Here is an 18,046-nt window from a genome sequence, read left to right as displayed (position 1 = left end):
TAGTTATCATTTTTCAATAGGCTATTAGTATTACATATAATGGAAGTTATTCACATCGTATATTTCCTATTGCATAGATAAAAATCTGCTACTAGGTTTACATCAGCTTATTGACCGTACCAATCTCCTCCTGAAATTCCTAAGAACATTTAAGCCGATCATATTTTTTAATCTGTACCAATTCCTTAAAGAAAAATCATAGCGTCCATTTTCCTATGGAGTATTAATCACTCTTAAACGCTACCGCTATGAATCAAAAACAAATTCAAAAAGATCACGGCAAAGAACTGTATCACACTGTCATCTTTCTTATTACACTATTGAGTGTTCTTTGGTATTTAAATGTTTAAATTTCAACTCTCATAAAGTCAAGAACCCCTTTTTTCCAAAAGGGGTTTCGTTTTACTATCCGCCAAATTTTTATATACTGGCTATTGAAAATCAATAAAATAGTAAGGTTATACACAAAGATTAGCAACATTATGTGCAATGATGTGGATATTGGTGGATAATTCACAACTCATTTGATATTAGCTATTTACAATGTTTACCTGAAGTAAGTACTGGCAACTGGCATTTGTTTTTTGTAACTATATAGTATATGAGCCAACCCAGGAACAAGGTGCGAAATTCTAAACAATCTTCGCAATCTCTAAGCAAGCCAATAAAAAAATTACCAGCCAATAAGAAAATTTCCAAAGGCAAAAAAAATACATCTATTTCAATAGATGTTCAAGGCAATAAGAGAAACCTATCCAGTATCATAGAACTGGAAAAAAGAAAACTTTCCAATTCCAGGGCAAGTAAGATGCCTCTTGATATTAAACCTATGCTGGCGACCCTGGTTGATGAACCATTTAATGATGAAAACTGGCAATTTGAATTAAAGCTTGATGGCTATCGCTGCCTGACCTATTTAAAAAATGGCCATGTGGATATCAGGTCAAGAAACAATAATTCCTTCAACACAAAATTTGAATCAGTTCACAATGCCCTTGAAGAGTGGAAAATTAACGCCGTAGTGGATGGAGAAATAGTTGTGCTTAATGAATCAGGAGTTCCGGATTTCAATGGTATACAATTATGGGAAAAGAAAATGCAAGGGCAGCTGGTGTATTATGTTTTTGATCTTCTCTGGCTGGATGGATTGAATATTATGGAAGAACCATTGTACTTAAGGCAGGAAATATTAAAAAAAATAATTCCTGACAATAGTATAATCCGTTTCAGTGATCATATTGATGCAATTGGAAAAGACTTTTTTGAAATTGCCAGGGAAAATAATCTTGAGGGCATTGTAGCTAAGAAAAAGGATTCGATTTATATACCAGATTCTCGAAGCAAAACCTGGCTGAAGATAAAAGCGGAACAAAGACATGAAGTCATCATTTGCGGTTATACCAAAAAAAGAGATTCAGACAGATTATTTAGTTCACTTGTGCTGGGTGTTTATGAACAAGGTAAGCTCGTATTTATTGGACAGGCTGGCACTGGATTCACCCAACAAGGGCAACAAGATCTAGTAAAAAGAATGAAACCCCACATAACCAGGAATTGCCCTTTTGACCAGGAACCGGCATTAAGTGATTCAGTTGTGTGGTTAAAACCATTTTTAGTGGGTGAAGTGAAATACACAGAGTTAACCACAGAGGGAATTATGCGGCATGCTTCCTTCCAGGGATTAAGAGAAGATAAGGTTGCTTTTGAATTAAATAATGAACAAGAACAAGATACTCGGGAAATACTTTTAAAAACAGTTCATGACCAACTTCCAGGTTCATTGGTTTTACCTGATGAAAAAGAAAAAATAGCCATACTGGATGGGCATGATCTGAAATTAACCAATCTCAATAAAGTTTTCTGGCCTAAGGAAAAGATCACAAAGGGTGACCTTGTAAATTATTATTACAGGATGGAGGAATATATTATGCCCTACCTTGTTGACAGGCCACAATCACTTAACCGTTATCCAAATGGTATTGAAGGCAAAAGTTTCTACCATAAGAATATGGGTGAACATATAGATAAATGGATTAAGACTTTTGAACGTATCAGTGATTCCTCTGGGCCAAAAAACTTCCTGATCTGCACCAATATTGCCTCCCTCATCTATATGCTAAATCTTGGCTGCATTGAGATCAATCCCTGGCACTCCCGCATCCAAAAACCAAATAACCCTGATTGGTGTGTGATAGATCTTGACCCAGGTGATATTTCTTTTGAAAAAGTAATTGAAACAGCACTTGTGGTCAAAAAGGTTTTGGATTCTTTGCAAATACCTTCTTACCCTAAAACTTCAGGTTCAACCGGCATTCATATATATATACCCCTTGGGGCCAAATATAATTATGAGCAATCCAAACAATTAGCAGAGTTGATCGCTAATATTGTTCATGAAGAGCTTCCGGAGTTTACCAGCCTGGAACGTAGCCCCCTTAAACGTCTGGATAAGATCTATTTAGATTATCTGCAAAACAGGCCTATTCAAACAATATGTTCCCCCTACTCTGTTCGTCCAAAACCTGGGGCAACTGTTTCCACACCATTACATTGGGATGAAGTTAAAAAAGACCTGAAGACCTCTGATTTTACGATGAAAAATATTTTTGAAAGATTAAAAGCTGAAGGAGATCTTTTTAGTGGTGTTTTAGGAAAAGGCATTGATCTAAACAATATTTTAAAAGGACTTTCCAACCTCATCTAGACATTACTGAAGTGTTTGTTCTAATAAGTATTGATATGCTCAAAAAGTTGATTAAAATGACTTATTGTCAAATTTTATCAGCTTGGTACGCTATATGTTGTTTTATTTAAAAAGCTTATGTCTAGTTTCCAGGAAGTGATACAATCAGGCAAGCCGGTTTTAGTTGATTTTTTTGCTGAATGGTGCGGCCCATGCAAAATGATGGCTCCTATTTTAAAACAAACAAAAGATGCTTTAGGGGATAAGGCTACTATAATAAAAATAGACATTGATAAAAACCAAGAGGCAGCGGAGCAATTCCAAATAAGAGGTGTCCCTACTCTCATACTTTTTAAAGATGGCCAGGTCAAATGGCGACAATCAGGAGTAGTGCCTGCCAATACATTAGTTCAGGTTATTAATCAACATAGTAATTAAGTCATTTGGTCAATTGCCGCTTTCAGAAATGGCCATGTTGGAAGTGAAGCTATAATTTTCAATTCTTCAGTTAGAGAGCTCTCGTTATCTAGAAATTTCAATACAGAAGCTGTGGGATTCTTTTTAAACAGGTCAGTAAATACTTTTTTACCAGGAAGTGAATTATTATATAAAATATTTAATAGTACGCTGTCGTAAAAAGTAAATCTTGCTGGTTCCTTTTTACTAACAGGATCTTCGTTTTTTAGTAACTGTTGTACAATATGCTGACTTTGTTTTTGAATTGATCGAAAAGTATAGCCACTAGATCCCTTGGTGCGGCCACCTGCAGTTCCAATATTAATAATATTATTTTGCCGGGAAGGGAAAGAAAAATTTGTCATTGGAATCACTCCAAATTCTTCTTCAATGATATTATAAGATTTGATTTGCAAGATGTTATTTAAATATTCTTTTAGTTGCAGGTCATATTCCGGAAGAGATAATAGTGATTTGCTAAAGAGGGTATATTCAACAACAGCTTTATTTGATGAGAATGGAAGAATATAACAAAACGTAGTTCCATTTTGCTGACAGGGCCTGAAGTCCATTAAAGTTGCCCTGTCTTCATTAAATTCCTTTCCGTCTGTCTCAATGACCCATCCTTTAAAATGTTGTAACAACCAGTATTGCTTCGAAGTGAGCCGTGGTTTCTCAAATAGGATGCTGTTGAAAACATATTCTGCGTAAACAGGCTTTCCATTTACGATGACCCCGGTGCTGTCACTGCTAAATACATCATCGACTTCTTCAAAGCGGAGTGTAAAATTGGGCTGTTTGTTGATCTCTTTAAGGCAATAGTTATAGAAGTCTATTCCCCGGATCATTTTATATGTATACGGGTTTAATGACAGTTCATTATCAAAACCTTCTCCAATGAATGATACTTTATTCCATTCCCTGACAACAATAGGTTCAAAAAGACCTTTATCTTTTTCCCAAAAGCACCAGGTGCGATCATTGTTCTTTTTTGGATCCTTATCTATCAATAATATTTTTTTGTCAGCAAATCTTCCGCAATGAATCATATGCATGGCAAGACTTAATCCTGCGCATCCGGCACCGGAAATGATGTAATCATATTGGAGGGGTGATTTCAGAGTAGAGGTAAATGGAATTAAGCTAAATAAGCTAAAAATTTTAATGAATTGAAAGCATTATTGTTCGGGGGCATAGCTAACCTTCTTTGCTGCCATCAATTGCCTTTCTCTCCTCACTTTTTCCCAATATTTTTTATGAACCAGCAACATTCCAAAACTTTCGCCCTGCTCTTTACTCAAGTGCTTGTGGTGCATTTTATGGGCCCATTTTATGGCGCGGACATATGTGTTCCGGCTTTTGGAAAACCATTTAAACCGCTGGTGAATAATTACATCATGCACAATGAAATAGGCTGCTCCATATGCCATAATGCCAAAACCAATCGCCTGACACCACCATATAGATCTGAGTGTGCCTGCCAGTATAAGTAAGATGCATGGAACAGCAAAAATGACAAAAAACAAATCATTCTTCTCAAAGAATCCGGGCTCTTTCTGATGATGGTCTTTATGCAGTACCCAGAGGATGCCATGCATGATGTAACGGTGGGTTAACCAGGTTATGCCTTCCATACAAAAAAAAGTAGCCAATAAAACCAATATGTATAATAACGCTGTCATTCGAATTGAATATTTACAGTGACGTTATTATATTTTTCTTTCCACCATTTTTCAATCCTGGGAAAAGCTAATTTAAACCATGATGTATATTGCGAAGGATTGATTTCAATATCTTTTTTTATATCTGTCAATTTCCTGTAATCCACTTTGGCAACTTCAGCTTCATTGTATAATATTTCATTTTCATATTCCCCGGCGAATACATGGTCATATTCATGTTCAATCAAATTATTTTCTACATCAGCTCTGTATATAAATGAAAATATTTCCTGTATGCCGGTAACGAAACCAAGCTCTTCCGCTAATCTTCGCTCAGCTGCATTATGCGTTTTTTCACCCGGATAAGGATGGCTGCAGCAAGCATTGGTCCATAAAAGGGCGCCATGGTATTTATTTAAGGCCCTTTGTTGTAAAAGCATACGCCCTTGTTTATCAAAAATAAAAACACTAAAAGCCCTATGCAAAAGGCCTTTCCGGTGTGCTTCCATTTTTTCCATGGTACCTATTTCTTCATCCTTCTCATTCACTAATATGACTTCCTGGGTAATCATTCTATCAAACGTAATCCATTTTTTACACTTGCCCTTAATATGATAAATGCTTTTTGGTAGTTAGGAATGCGAATACGTTGCCGCAATATTTCCTTGTGATGAATAGCCCTGATCTTTTTGAAAAGGGAATAATAATATTTGTAGGCAACATACACTCCAAATCTTGCTTTTATAGGTAAGGATAAAATACCCTGGTAAGCATTTTTAAAATCCAACGCAATATCCTCTTCTATTTTCACTTTGTCTTTCTCTGTAAAATTATGAAAATCACATCCAGGGAAATATAGCCTCGAAAGATCATTAAAGTCATACTGGATATCCCTAAGGAAATTTACTTTCTGAAACGCAGCTCCCAATGCCCTTGCATGTGATTTCAATTTTTCATACTGCCTGGCATCCCCTTCGCAAAATACATACAGGCACATGAGTCCCACTACTTCTGCAGATCCGTAAATATATTCTTCATAGCCCTGCCTGTCATAGTTATTCTGCGTAAGATCTGATTCCATACTTTTAAAGAAAGCATGGATGAGTTGCAGATCTATGGCAAATTGATTCACTGTTTTTTGGAAGCTATTTAAAATTGGATTCAGGCTGATACCTTTTTCAATCGCACTAAACGTTTCAGTTTTAAACTGATCCAACAGGTCTATTTTGTTATGTTGATGAAACGTATCAACTATCTCATCGGCAAAACGCACAAACCCATAAATATTATAAATAGGCACCCTTAAATCTTTATGCAACAACTGGATTGCAGAGGAAAATGAAGTGCTGTAATTTTCAGTTACAACTCTACTGCAATCATAACTCACCTTGTGAAATAAGTCTATAGTCATAGATCAGTTCTTAAAGGCTTTAATAACTTGTTTAGAAACTACTTCCCCACTGATAAGGCTGGGTGGTACTCCTGGACCCGGTACAGTGAATTGACCTGTGTAAAAAAGATTCTTAACTTTTTTACTTTGACAGGAAGGTTTGAAAATAGCAGTCTGGCTTAATATATTGGCCAATCCATAAGCATTCCCTTTGTAGGAATTATAATCAGTTTTAAAATCAGACACAGAATAAGATCTTTTATAAATAATGGAATCAGCTATAGACTGACCTGTATGTTTTTCTAATCTTTTCAATATTTTTTGAAAGTAGCTGTCTCTTAATTCTTCCGTATCATTTTCAAGACCTGATGCCACAGGAATCAGCACAACAAGGTTTTCACAACCTTCAGGGGCCACCGTATCATCCGTTTTAGAAGAAACACTTAGATAAAACAATGGTTCATCGGGCCATTGGGGATCAGTATAAATCTGCGAAGCATGCTGATCAAATTCAACATCGAAAAATAACGAATGATGTAAAACATTATCCAGTTTTTTATTGAGGCCTACGTAATACAAAAGACATGATGGTGCTAATACTTTTTTATTCCAATATTGTTCCGTGTAATTTCTGTAAGCAACAGGAAGCAATGTCGAATCAGTGAACTGGTAATCTGCACCACTAATGATTGCATCCCCTTCATACTCACCTTTATCCGTTAGCAGTTTTTTTGCAGCACCTTTTTCAATGATAATTTGTTCTGCACTTTCGTTGTACCTAAAAACAACTCCCAGTTCTTCAGCCAGTTTTCTCATGCCTTCCACAATGGAGAACATGCCTTTCTCAGGATACCAGGTACCTCCAACTATATCAGCATAATTCATTAAACTATATAATGCAGGCGTATTTTGAGGTAAAGCTCCCAGGAACAAAATGGGGAATTCCATCAATTGTCTAAGCCTGGAATTTTTAAAGAATTTAGAAACGTGTGTTTTTATAGATGTAAATACATCCAGCTTAAGGGTATTCTTAATTATTTTCCAGTCAAGGAATTCAGTTATTGACTGTCCGGGCTTATAGACCAAATCCTGTATACCAATTTCATATTTTAGCGAGGCCTCTTTAAGGTATTGATCCAACCTGGTACCACTCCCTTTTTCCATGCTTTCAAATAAGCCTCTAAACTGTTGGTAGTTCGCAGGAATGTTGGTGTAAGTATCGGACCAATAGACCCTATAAGATGGATCAAGTCGTTTGAGAGCATAATAGTCCGAAACGTTTTTGCCAAATTGTTTAAAAAAGCGTTCGAAAACGTCAGGCATCCAATACCAGCTTGGGCCCATATCAAAAGTGAAACCCTGTTCTTTTAGTTGCCTGGCCCTCCCCCCTGCAGTATTATTTTTTTCAATAACCATAACTTTCCAACCTGCCTTAGCCATGAAAGCAGCAGCTGATAAACCGGAGAAGCCAGCTCCTATTATGATAACAGATTTGCTCAACGTTCAACTTGTTTTTGTAAATGCTTTTTCGCGAAGTGGATACGGCTCTTAATAGTTCCTATAGGTTCGTTCAGGGCAACGGCTATTTCATGGTACTTATAGCCCTGTAAATACAATTGGCAGGCTGTCTTAAAGATAGCAGGTAATTCATGAATACTGTTATTTATTTCCCTAAGCCTGACGTTGATTTCAGAGGATAAACCATAAACAGACTGGGAGTACTTCACAGTATCCATTACCATTTTTTTACGACCCTCACGCCGGTATTCATTTATAAAAATATTTCGCATAATGGTAAACAACCAGGCCTTGATATTAGTACCGGGTTGATACTTATCTCTATATGCAAAAGCTTTGTAGAGAGTTTCCTGGCAGAGATCTTTCGCTGTTTCGTGGTCTTTTGTCAAGGAGATAGCAAAAGGTCTAAGCCCATCAGTGTTGTTTAAAACTAATGAATTGAATTCCTGAGTACCCATCTTGTTTAATTTATTATACTACAAACTTAAACATTATTTTGTTTAAACAATGGCATAATTTGTTAAACAATTAATTACCCAAGGGAATCTATATAGCTTAAAACCGCTACAATCGATTGAAAATAAATGGTATTTGGAAGAGGCGTAGACTTTTTCTGAACGGAACTTCCAGAAACAAGAATTTTTGCAGAGGGAGCCTGGTTACTTAGGTTCTGAAGGTACTTTTGGAGATTTAACTGCATAGGCAATGATGTAAGATGCAAATACAAATATTGTGGAGCAGTAAGTTTGCAAAGGTAACTAACGTCTTTTAAAGGCACATTAGCTCCTAAATAGATCACCGGTATATTTTTCTTTCGCAATAAATAATAAACAAATAATAGCCCCATTTCATGGTGCTCATTTTCAGGCAACAACAAAACAAATAATGGAGCAGTTCTTTGCACGAATGGAAGATCATCTATTGCCCTGACCAATTTTTGCCGGATAATATTTGAAACGATGTGTTCCTGTACCGGGATGATCTTATTGGTCTGCCATAAGATTCCGACCTTTTCCAAAAAACCCAGGATAAGCGTACTGATCGTTTTTTCAATTCCGTTTTCAGCTATATAGCTATTCAGAGCCATTTCAAACTCAATACTTTTGATATCGATCATGTATCCTATCAATTCATTCACCAGTCCTTCTTCGTAAGCCTCTTTACCCGGAAGTTGCAGAACCTCCCTTGCCCTTTGATCCGGGTGCATCTCGTCGATCTTTGAGATTTTATAGCCATACTTATTCAGGAGGGCCACAGTTAACAGCGTTTTTAATTCCTCGTTATTATAGGTACGTATGTTTGTCTGAGTGCGGGAGGGCTTTAAAAAATGATAGCGTTGTTCCCATATCCGAATGGTATGGGCTTTTATTCCAGATAGTGATTCCAGCTCTTTAATGGTAAATGACATGATCTTAGTACAAACTAAATCAAGATTAGTTGAAAATTGGTTAGAATCACCGTTTAAAACAATATTCTCACGGATTTATCATGTTTAACCAGGCTTACAAATAGCTATAACAAATGATTTTTGATAGATGAAGATTCCATCAGTTTTCGCATCCAGGCAGCTGATTTCAGCTTTTGCAGCCCGGCCAAATGTCTTTCATGATGGAGGTCAGAACCGGCAAAATCATAATAGTCCTTTTTTAATAAGTACTCAGCTAATTCCTGCACAGCACTGCCATAATACCCTTGCAGCGATAAAAGGTTTAACTGGAAAAGGCAACCGGCATTCCTGAGTTCATCAAACACTTCTCTTTTCCTGTTTAGATAACTATAGCGTTCCGGATGTGCAATCACGGGCTGGTAATTTTGGAGTTGCATTTCAAAAAGCATTTCCTGGAGGTCAAAAGGAGCGGAAAGCATTGAAAACTCCACCAGGACCATGTTGCCACTTAGGGTTAATAACGGTGTTTTATTTTTTAATAACCCGTTGAAATGTTCATCCAGAAAGTATTCAGCTGCCACGTCAATTTGAATATCAAGGCCAGCTTCCAGAACAGCGTTCTTTAAACCTGCATATTTATCCAGGATAATTTCCCGGGTGTTTGGATATACGTCCCAAAGAATGTGAGGTGTAGTAATTATTTTCTTATAACCAAAACTGGCAAACCCTTTTATAAGTTCCAGGGAGGTTTCCAAATCGGGTGATCCGTCATCAATACCAGGAATAAGGTGGGAATGCATATCGGTTTGCAGCCAGCCCAGGTCCACAGAAGTATTTTCTTTTTTCCTGAAAAACAACATTCTTATCTTTTTTTCTTTTCTAGGAGTTGGTAGTAAAGTTGCGACATATCATTCATCAAACGCTGGTAACTAAATTTCTGCAATACATGTTTCGAACTATTGCTGCCCATGCATAACCTTAAAGCATCGTCTTCAACCAATCGCAAAAGATGATCGCAATAAGTTTGGGTATCATTAACATCTGCAAGCAGCGCTGTTTCACCTTCTACTACAATATCGGCTATGCCACCTACTCTTGTTGACACAACTGCTTTATCGGCAGCCTGCGCTTCTATAAGGCTTACTGGTGTGCCTTCATTAAAGGACGTCAGGCAAACAATATCCAAACCAGCATTGATCACATCTATATCACTTCTCCAGGAGGTGAAAATTAAAGGATGGACATGTTCCCTATCTTTTTCAGTTGAGAAAGGGATGCCCGTTTCATTAGCCAGGTTTTCCAGATCGGCCCTTGTTTCTCCATCGCCTATAATGAGCGCTTTTATTTTCTTATGGCTTCTTTCCAAAACCTGCTTTATCGCCTTAAGAAATAAATAATGATTTTTGACAGGTACCAGGCGTCCTATAATTCCTATAGCAAGGGTATCATCATCGATAGAAAACTCAGCACGGAATTTCATCCTTTTTTCGTCTGTACCATTACGAAATCTGTCCAGGTCAAATCCTAATGGTATTACATGGAATTTATCATCAGGCGCAATTTTAAATTGCTGTACCAGTTCATTTTTCTGTTGCTCACTAATGGCTATAATGGCGTCGCTTTTCCGGGCCAGGTACCGCTCTGTATTTATAAATACATTACTCTTAATTGAACCAAAATAGGAATGAAAAACATGGCCATGGAAGGTATGAAGAATTACAGGCACACTGGATGCTGAAGCTGCCAACCTACCTAATGCCCCGGGTTTGGCAGAATGTGTATGTACGATATCAGGTTTAAAAGTTTTTATTAGTTTCTTTATTTGGTGGTAAGCCAAATAATCGCTTGCCGGATTAATAGACCGTCCCATTCCTTTTATGGTGACATAATTGATCCCAAGCTGGTCAGCCAGGTAGGCTGCACTTTTTTCATGGTCTTCTTTTTCGCCTACCACCAAAATGGTCTCAAAATCCGGGGCCAGGAATCTTGACAAGTAGGTGGCATTTAGCACTGGTCCACCCACAGCCAATCTGTTTAATATACGTAACACACGCGGCATAAAACAAAGATGCAGGAAAAAATGGCTAAGCCCACAACACGATGCTTAAGTTACCCATGTAATATTGTTATTTCTCTTTTTTATTTATTCAATATGTCAAAGAACTTAACTCAATTTACTAATTTTTTTAGCATTATACAACAAATTTTAGAGCATTTTTTAATACTAAAGCATTAATAAATATCTATCCTAAACCAGATGAAGTGTTAAGCATTATTTAAGAAGAATATGCACAAACCCTTTTGAATTCTTTATTTTCGTCCCGTGCAGTATTTAACGATCTGGGACCTGGTCCTAACGCCTATTTATCTTTTCATATTGATTGCGCTTGCTAAAAATCAAAGAGATAAGCGTTATCCTGTGGGTCATCCTTTAAGGAAGTATTATTTACCAGGATTGTATGTAAAATTTGGAGGAGCCATTTTTATTGCCCTGGTGTACCAGTTTTATTATGGTGGTGGTGACACTTTTAATTTCTTTCACCACAGCCAGGTTATTAATTCAGCTTTAGATGATTCTGTATCAAATTGGCTCGACCTCTTATTCAGAAGATCGCCTGATGTAAATCCTCAATTATATAAATATACCTCCCAACTGGAGTGGTATAATGACAGATCCTCTTATTTTGTTGCAATTTTTGGTTCCATTTTCGGGCTATTTAATGGGACCAGCTATATACCTATTGCCTTATTATTTGCTTATTTTTCTTTTACTGGTGTTTGGGCCATGTACAGGACCTTCGTAAACCTGTATCCTAAATTACATAAGGAATTAGCTATCGCTTTTCTTTTTATTCCGAGCACCTTTGTTTGGGGTTCAGCTATGTTTAAGGACACCGTCTGCATGTTCGGTTTAGGCTGGTTGACCTATACAACTTTCAGGATCTTTGTTAACAGGGATTTCTCAATAAAAAACCTGTTGATGCTTGGGGTAAGCTTTTATTTAATAGCTGTGATCAAACTCTATATATTACTGGCTTTTTTACCGGCACTGGCCCTATGGCTATTATTGACCTATTCACATAAAATAAAAACCATTGGCCTTCGTTGGATGGTTAACTTACTATTTGTAGCCATTACTGTTGGGGGATTTTTCTTTCTTTCAAAGCGATTTGCTTCAGAGATGAATAAATACTCATTGGAAAATGTTGCAAGTACAGCTGCAGAAACCAGGGGATGGATCGCCTATTCTTCCGGGGATGAAGGATCAGCGTATGACCTGGGAGCATTTGATCCCAGCCTGCTTGGAATGTTAACAAAATTCCCGCAGGCAGTTGTGGTAACCTTGTTCAGGCCTTTTATTTGGGAATCGAAAAAGATCATCGTGCTGTTATCGGGATTAGAAGCTTTGTTATTTCTTTATTTCACTTTAAAAGTCATTGCAAAAAGAAAAACAAGGATCTTTTCAATGGTCATCAAAGATCCTAACTTATCATTTTGTTTGGTTTTTTCTATCATTTTCGCTTTTGCAGTAGGCATTTCCTCTTATAATTTCGGGGCATTATCCCGCTATAAGATTCCGTGCCTTCCATTCTATGCTGCATCTCTTATTATATTATACTATAATTTTGAAATTCCGACCGTTTTGTATAAAAAAAGCTATTTGAAGAGCTCTAAAAACAAGTCAGCATTAACATGAATGCTGTATTCCCTGATTATCTTTTCTCTTCCTTTCCTTCCCATTTCTTTTCTCAAATACCTATCATCCAGTAACAAGGAGATGGATTGGTACCATTCATTTTCATTCTGGCACAAATAGCCGTTTTGGTTATTCTCAATGATCTTTGCATTGACCCCAACTGGACTTGCCACAGCCGGAATACCAAGAGCCAGGTATTGAATAATTTTGAAACCACACTTCCCTTCACTCCACCGGTCTGCTTCCAATGGCATCAGTCCAATATTAATTTTTGACAGATCTTCTATTTCTGTCTCCTCTGTCCATTTAATAAATTTTAATGACTGAAGTTCAAATTTCGGCTCCTTATTACTGATTACATAAAAATCAAATTCCTTTTCTTTTTCCAATTGCCTTAAAAATGGAATTACCAAATCCAGGTATTTCATTGTTGAATGGGAGCCAGTCCATCCAATAGCTGGTTTAAAAATGGATTGATTAACCAAAGTTCTATATCTGTTTTGGGTATCCACCGAAGTAGGTAATATTGTAACATTGGCGTTGAATTGGCTCGCATAATTTGCGAGGTAATTATTTCCGGCAGCCACTTTGTATGCCCACTTACAGATCCATTTTGTTTTCCAAAAACATTTTATTGAATTAGCTATTTTATTTTGTTCAGAAATAGCAGGTATCCAAATAGCATCATCAAAATCAAATACCAACTTCTTTCTCCATATTTTGGTAACAATCCATTCAAATATTGGTGGTCCTATTGGTGATGCTTCCCTATGAACCAAAACAAAATCATATTTATGAACCAGGAAAATAACTGCCCAAAGACGTTTAATAAAACCTTTACCTACATCCAAAGATTTGGATATAAAATATCCAGGCTTGTATAACCGGCTCCAGGCCTTTTCATTAAAAAAAGGCTGAGCTTTTATTACGATACCATGTTGATGCATTAGGGGAAAGTAAGCTTCAATCCTAAAACGTTGTGAAGGTGCTGTATGAAGCGGATATGGCAGCAACAATAATATTTTAGCAGAATTCAATGTATAATTTTTTCGTAAACTGCCCTGTATTTTTCCACACCGGTATCCAGGGAAAAAAACTCTTTAGCGCCCCGGCGGATAGCTTCATTATTAAAAGCCTTGCCATTTAAGGTTCTGACATATGTCTCATAGGCCTCCCGGGAGAATTCTTTTACTACCATTCCCGCATCATATTTCTCAACCACGATAGAGGTATCTCCTACCTGATCATTGCAAATAACAGGTATACCCATGGCCATTATTTCGCCTTGTTTGGTAGGGGACGAAGCTTTTTTTGAATAGGCCGGTTTTATAAAAAAAATGGAGTAATCCGAAATGGAAATATACAATGGCACATGGTTTCTTTCTGCAGACACGATACGTAAAGCAGTCAGTGGTATATCTTTCCTTCTGAATACCCTCCTGATCTCTTCCTGGTCATCTTTAGTAACAAAAAGAAAAACGGCATTTATATTTTCTTTTAAAAATGCACTAAAAAACTCCACCATCTCATCGACCAGGTACCAGGTACCTATGGAACCAATGTAACTGATTATTTTTTGATCATCATCGATTTGCAGCTGGCTTTTAAGTGTTCCAGCCTGTAATGCATTAATGGTGGAAGGATCAAAAAGATTAAGATCCACACAACAGGGAATTACTTCAACAGGTGCAAATTTTTCACTGGCATCCCAGGATTCCATTTCCTTCCTTGCCGTGTTGGTAAGAGTTATGGTGTGATCAGCGTTTTCTAAAAATTCTCTTTCCTTCCTTTTGAAAAACCTGTAAACGGAAGCAAATACCGGGTTTTTAATATTCCATAGTCCACCATCAACCCTTTCATCTGCCCAGAAACCGCGCATATCGAATATAAGCCTGGTGCCCCATTTTCTTTTCATCCACAGGCCGGTTATACCTGTAATATAACTGCGGCAATGTACTATATCAAAACGGTTTACTTTATGTAGTGACCTTATTTTCGACTTCAAAGATTCTATATCCTTTATAGTAGAAAATATAGGTGGACTCTTAGTATATATCAAAGGGTGCCATTCAATTCCATTACTGCTACAAAGGGTAGCTATAACATCCTTGGCATTTTCATACCTTCCTGGTTTTTCAAAACTAATAAGGGTGAACCGGTATCCTTTTTTGCCCAGGCCAATAAGATAGGGAAGCACCTGTGATTGACCCAAAGGATCAGTCATGCCGTCATAGGATAGGTAGAGGACCTGTTTTACATCCATTGTTTATACCACATTTGGAACATCAGCAAATACCAAACTTTCAGGTGTTTTTCTTTTCTGCCATTTAAAAAGTCTGAAACGATATTTCTTACTTCCTGCACATTGAATAAACCATGAAGTTTTAGGCTTGCTTCACTTAGATGCTCTTCCACCAGGTCTTTCAATTCATGTGAAAGCCAATTGTCAACAGGGATGCCAAATCCCATTTTAGGCCGTTCCATTATTTCCTTTGGAATATACTTGTGTACAATCTGTTTTAATATATATTTTTTCTGACCTTCATAATATTTATAGCTGGAGGGCAATTGAGCAGCCCATTCAATAATATCCTGGTCAAGAAAAGGTTCCCGTCCTTCCAGGCTTACTGCCATAGTAGCCCTGTCTACTTTTTGCAAAATATCATCAACCATATAGGTCTGGTAATCTATGGCCATCATATAAGCCAGGGGATCCTGGTCCATGTTCAATAGTTCTGAACTATTATGAGAAGTATTCAGTTCAGTTACATGATTTGCAAAGAGTTCTTCGATTTCCTTATCGTTAAACACCTGGTTGAGGTTTTTCAATAATTCTGATGGTGATGGGTCGGCCAATATATTTTTCAATTTATCATAGCGGCTATGAAAATTGGGTTGATTCCGCCAATAAGGAATTCGTTTAGATGAAATGCCGGACATAGCAGCAACCGCTAATTGACGTACCGGCCTGGGAAGTGCATTTATTTTTCGCCCATACCTGAATATATAATCGTACCGATTATACCCGGCGAAAATTTCATCACCTGCATCGGCAGATAAAGCAACCGTTACATTTTGCCTGGCCATCCTGCTGACCAGCATTGTAGGGATGGCGCTGCTATCTGCAAATGGCTCATCATAATAATAAGGAAGTCCCGGAATGATATCCAATGCTTCTTTGGGGGTGCAGTAATATTCAGTATGGTCAGTGCACAATTGATCCGCTATCTGTTTGGCAAAAGGTGCTTCATCCAGTTTATTATCTGTAGTACCTATGGTAAATGTTTTGATCCTTTCCGTACTGTTCTTTTGCAATAATGCTGTAACACAGGTGCTATCATAACCACCGCTTAAAAATACACCAACAGGCACGTCAGCCACCATACGAAATTGAAAGGCTTTTTCCAGGATCTTTTCCGTCTCTTCAATAGCTTCTGGTAGATCTATCTGGAGTTTAGGCTTATTATAATGGTCATACACGTTCCAGTACTGAACAGTATTAACCAGTTTTAAATCCAATTCAAGCCTTAATAAATGGCCAGCTGGTAGTTTATAGGTATTACTGTAAATACAATTCGGGTGTGCTATATATCCATACTGTAAGTAAGAGGCAACAGCATCCCTGTCAATTTGCTTTATAAAAGCAGGATGGGCTATCAGGGATTTCAGCTCTGATCCAAATAAGAAAGTATCATCTTTCCAATAGTAATAAAATGGCTTTACTCCAGCTCTGTCCCGAATACAAATCAGCTCATTACTTCTTTCATCAAACAAGGCAATGGCAAACATTCCATGCCATTGTTCAATTGCCTGCTCTCCCCATTCACGCCACGCATGCAGTATCACTTCTGTATCAGAATGGGTTTGGAACTGATGGCCTTTTTGAATAAGCTGATCCCTTATCTCATTGTAATTATATATTTCACCATTAAAAATGATGTGAAGGCCATCATAATGCATTGGCTGATCTGCAGCATGACTCAGGTCAATTATGGAAAGGCGTCGGTGGCCCAGGCCAAGTTGTGCATATTGCAGCTGTTGAAAATAGGTACCCTGTCCATCAGGGCCGCGGTGAGACAGCGCTGCAGCCATTTCTGAAAGCACATCTTCCGTGCTGCGATTTTTAAAATCTATAAATCCTGCTATGCCGCACATTCGTTGATAAGTTTTTGTCGGGTGATGTCTTCATAAATATGAAGCAATTGTTCTTTATATTTTTTTGATGAATAGTTCATCAATGCAAAATCATAAGCTTTGAGGGCAATTGCTTGGTTTCGTTCCATATTACCCATTACTTCTTTAATTATCTCTGCAGCCTTACAAGCATCATCTAATGGAAAGAATTGAGCCCTATTCTGGGTAATTTCCCTAAATACAGGGATGTCAGAAAGAATTACAGGAACTCCAACTGCCATAGCTTCAATTACTGAAATTCCAAATCCTTCATGAGATGAAGCCTGAATAAATAAATCATAAGATTGCAAAATCTCAACAATATTGTTAGCAGCTCCGCAAAGCTTTACGTTTAAAGCATTGCTCGTAATCATCTCTGCCAATTCGTTTTCCTCTGTACCAACACCGTAAATATCAAGGCTTACATTTAAATTCTTCAAGCATTTGAATATTTCAAGCAGGTATCGGTAATTTTTCGCTTCCTTTAAATTACCCAGAGCCACGCATTTAATAGGGATGCTCGATTCAATATATGTTTTTAAATTGAACATATTATCTGGCAAGAAATTATACAATACATAACGCTTTCCAGAAAAAGGAATGTGGAGTAAATAGTCGTCCAAAACAAATTTCGAAACAGCTATCAAAGCATGTTTTTTCTTTAATAAGAAACGCTCTGCCCAAATGCTTTGTATATTTTTTTCAAATGCATCTTTGCTATACAAACTGTGTAAAGTTGATACCAATGGCACAGAAGAAGGTACTGCAAGCCTTGTACAAATAGTACTATAGAACAAATGTGAATGAACTAAAAAGGGTTTTTTTTCCTGAATAGTCTTTTTAAGTTTTAATACTACAGGTAGCAAATTTGACCAGCCCTTATATTCTAAACAAATCAGTTCAACACCATCTTCCAATATAGATAGCTTAAGTTCATTTTGTTTAAATAGATAAACTACAATATGATCAAATTCTGGAAGTAGTTTGATCGTATTATTAAGTAATATTTCAGCTCCACCAACAGAAAGGGAATCAATCGTATGAAGTATTATTGGCTTTTTTGTTTTCATCAGTAACTTCA

General features: G+C 37.2%; 16 protein-coding genes. 3 read left to right on the top strand and 13 right to left on the bottom strand.

The window, feature by feature from the left end; all coding sequences use genetic code 11:
* The first annotated feature begins 601 nt into the window (after positions 1 to 601).
* Both ligD and trxA read left to right on the top strand, forming a co-directional pair.
* Entirely contained in the window at positions 602 to 2,704 is a 2,103-nt protein-coding gene (gene ligD / locus BUA53_RS04260; RefSeq protein WP_072834020.1) for a DNA ligase D, read from the top strand.
* Between the two features lie 117 nt (positions 2,705 to 2,821).
* Positions 2,822 to 3,121 (top strand): thioredoxin, encoded by a 300-nt coding sequence (trxA, locus tag BUA53_RS04255; RefSeq protein ID WP_072834019.1) that lies wholly within the window; start codon positions 2,822 to 2,824, stop codon positions 3,119 to 3,121.
* Here trxA and BUA53_RS04250 read toward each other — a convergent pair.
* The 9 genes from BUA53_RS04250 to BUA53_RS04210 form a co-directional block, all read right to left on the bottom strand.
* On the bottom strand, positions 3,118 to 4,230 hold the full coding sequence (locus tag BUA53_RS04250; protein ID WP_262494387.1) for a lycopene cyclase family protein: 1,113 nt from the start codon (positions 4,228 to 4,230) through the stop codon (positions 3,118 to 3,120). The genes trxA and BUA53_RS04250 overlap by 4 nt on opposite strands.
* A gap of 87 nt (positions 4,231 to 4,317) precedes the next feature.
* A complete protein-coding gene (locus BUA53_RS04245; RefSeq protein WP_072834017.1) occupies positions 4,318 to 4,821 on the bottom strand; it encodes a sterol desaturase family protein in 504 nt (167 codons plus the stop codon).
* Positions 4,818 to 5,372: an isopentenyl-diphosphate Delta-isomerase gene (idi, locus tag BUA53_RS04240; RefSeq protein WP_072834016.1), complete on the bottom strand. Its 555-nt coding sequence runs from the start codon at positions 5,370 to 5,372 to the stop codon at positions 4,818 to 4,820. The genes BUA53_RS04245 and idi overlap by 4 nt, the downstream gene beginning before the upstream one ends.
* Positions 5,369 to 6,211, bottom strand: coding sequence for a phytoene/squalene synthase family protein (locus BUA53_RS04235; protein ID WP_072834015.1), 843 nt, complete (start codon positions 6,209 to 6,211; stop codon positions 5,369 to 5,371). Before BUA53_RS04235 ends, idi begins: the two co-directional genes overlap by 4 nt.
* 3 nt (positions 6,212 to 6,214) lie before the next feature.
* On the bottom strand, positions 6,215 to 7,690 hold the full coding sequence (locus BUA53_RS04230) for a phytoene desaturase family protein (RefSeq protein ID WP_072834014.1): 1,476 nt from the start codon (positions 7,688 to 7,690) through the stop codon (positions 6,215 to 6,217).
* Positions 7,687 to 8,166 carry an RNA polymerase sigma factor gene (locus BUA53_RS04225; protein ID WP_072834013.1) on the bottom strand — a complete coding sequence of 160 codons (480 nt, stop codon included), beginning with the start codon at positions 8,164 to 8,166 and terminating at the stop codon, positions 7,687 to 7,689. Before BUA53_RS04225 ends, BUA53_RS04230 begins: the two co-directional genes overlap by 4 nt.
* Positions 8,167 to 8,240: 74 nt before the next feature.
* Entirely contained in the window at positions 8,241 to 9,116 is an 876-nt protein-coding gene (locus BUA53_RS04220) for a MerR family transcriptional regulator (protein WP_084079818.1), read from the bottom strand.
* Positions 9,117 to 9,220: 104 nt separating this feature from the next.
* Positions 9,221 to 9,955 (bottom strand): tyrosine-protein phosphatase, encoded by a 735-nt coding sequence (locus BUA53_RS04215; protein WP_072834011.1) that lies wholly within the window; start codon positions 9,953 to 9,955, stop codon positions 9,221 to 9,223.
* Between the two features lie 2 nt (positions 9,956 to 9,957).
* Positions 9,958 to 11,154 (bottom strand): glycosyltransferase, encoded by a 1,197-nt coding sequence (locus tag BUA53_RS04210; RefSeq protein ID WP_084079816.1) that lies wholly within the window; start codon positions 11,152 to 11,154, stop codon positions 9,958 to 9,960.
* A gap of 264 nt (positions 11,155 to 11,418) precedes the next feature.
* Here BUA53_RS04210 and BUA53_RS04205 point away from each other — a divergent pair, with 264 nt between their 5' ends.
* Positions 11,419 to 12,792, top strand: a complete 1,374-nt coding sequence (locus BUA53_RS04205) for a hypothetical protein (RefSeq protein WP_072834009.1) — start codon at positions 11,419 to 11,421, stop codon at positions 12,790 to 12,792.
* On the opposite strand, the gene BUA53_RS04200 is transcribed toward BUA53_RS04205, so the two are convergent.
* The 4 genes from BUA53_RS04200 to BUA53_RS04185 all read right to left on the bottom strand — a co-directional run bounded on the left by BUA53_RS04200 (position 12,753) and on the right by BUA53_RS04185 (position 18,035).
* Entirely contained in the window at positions 12,753 to 13,739 is a 987-nt protein-coding gene (locus BUA53_RS04200; protein WP_139256340.1) for a glycosyltransferase, read from the bottom strand. The two genes, BUA53_RS04205 and BUA53_RS04200, sit on opposite strands and share 40 nt — an antisense overlap.
* Before the next feature lie 86 nt (positions 13,740 to 13,825).
* Positions 13,826 to 15,055 (bottom strand): glycosyltransferase, encoded by a 1,230-nt coding sequence (locus tag BUA53_RS04195; RefSeq protein ID WP_072834007.1) that lies wholly within the window; start codon positions 15,053 to 15,055, stop codon positions 13,826 to 13,828.
* A complete protein-coding gene (gene asnB, locus BUA53_RS04190; RefSeq protein ID WP_072834006.1) occupies positions 15,046 to 16,947 on the bottom strand; it encodes an asparagine synthase (glutamine-hydrolyzing) in 1,902 nt (633 codons plus the stop codon). The genes BUA53_RS04195 and asnB overlap by 10 nt, the downstream gene beginning before the upstream one ends.
* Entirely contained in the window at positions 16,935 to 18,035 is a 1,101-nt protein-coding gene (locus BUA53_RS04185) for a glycosyltransferase family 4 protein (RefSeq protein WP_175546012.1), read from the bottom strand. Before BUA53_RS04185 ends, asnB begins: the two co-directional genes overlap by 13 nt.
* Positions 18,036 to 18,046 lie beyond the last annotated feature (11 nt).

Origin of the sequence: Flavisolibacter ginsengisoli DSM 18119 (genome assembly GCF_900129295.1) — a bacterium.
Classification (GTDB): domain Bacteria; phylum Bacteroidota; class Bacteroidia; order Chitinophagales; family Chitinophagaceae; genus Flavisolibacter; species Flavisolibacter ginsengisoli.
The sequence above is the reverse complement of the archived record's forward strand: the minus strand, read 5'-3'. Positions and strand labels throughout refer to the sequence as shown.

What these genes read in the sequence shown, in the direction of transcription:
- ligD (WP_072834020.1), top strand. Translation starts at nt 602, where the DNA reads ATGAGCCAACCCAGGAACAAGGTGCGAAATTCTAAACAATCTTCGCAA.
- trxA (WP_072834019.1), top strand. Translation starts at nt 2,822, where the DNA reads ATGTCTAGTTTCCAGGAAGTGATACAATCAGGCAAGCCGGTTTTAGTT.
- BUA53_RS04245 (WP_072834017.1), bottom strand. Translation starts at nt 4,821, where the DNA reads ATGACAGCGTTATTATACATATTGGTTTTATTGGCTACTTTTTTTTGT.
- idi (WP_072834016.1), bottom strand. Translation starts at nt 5,372, where the DNA reads ATGATTACCCAGGAAGTCATATTAGTGAATGAGAAGGATGAAGAAATA.
- BUA53_RS04235 (WP_072834015.1), bottom strand. Translation starts at nt 6,211, where the DNA reads ATGACTATAGACTTATTTCACAAGGTGAGTTATGATTGCAGTAGAGTT.
- BUA53_RS04225 (WP_072834013.1), bottom strand. Translation starts at nt 8,166, where the DNA reads ATGGGTACTCAGGAATTCAATTCATTAGTTTTAAACAACACTGATGGG.
- BUA53_RS04220 (WP_084079818.1), bottom strand. Translation starts at nt 9,116, where the DNA reads ATGTCATTTACCATTAAAGAGCTGGAATCACTATCTGGAATAAAAGCC.
- BUA53_RS04215 (WP_072834011.1), bottom strand. Translation starts at nt 9,955, where the DNA reads ATGTTGTTTTTCAGGAAAAAAGAAAATACTTCTGTGGACCTGGGCTGG.
- BUA53_RS04210 (WP_084079816.1), bottom strand. Translation starts at nt 11,154, where the DNA reads ATGCCGCGTGTGTTACGTATATTAAACAGATTGGCTGTGGGTGGACCA.
- BUA53_RS04200 (WP_139256340.1), bottom strand. Translation starts at nt 13,739, where the DNA reads ATGCATCAACATGGTATCGTAATAAAAGCTCAGCCTTTTTTTAATGAA.
- BUA53_RS04195 (WP_072834007.1), bottom strand. Translation starts at nt 15,055, where the DNA reads ATGGATGTAAAACAGGTCCTCTACCTATCCTATGACGGCATGACTGAT.
- asnB (WP_072834006.1), bottom strand. Translation starts at nt 16,947, where the DNA reads ATGTGCGGCATAGCAGGATTTATAGATTTTAAAAATCGCAGCACGGAA.
- BUA53_RS04185 (WP_175546012.1), bottom strand. Translation starts at nt 18,035, where the DNA reads ATGAAAACAAAAAAGCCAATAATACTTCATACGATTGATTCCCTTTCT.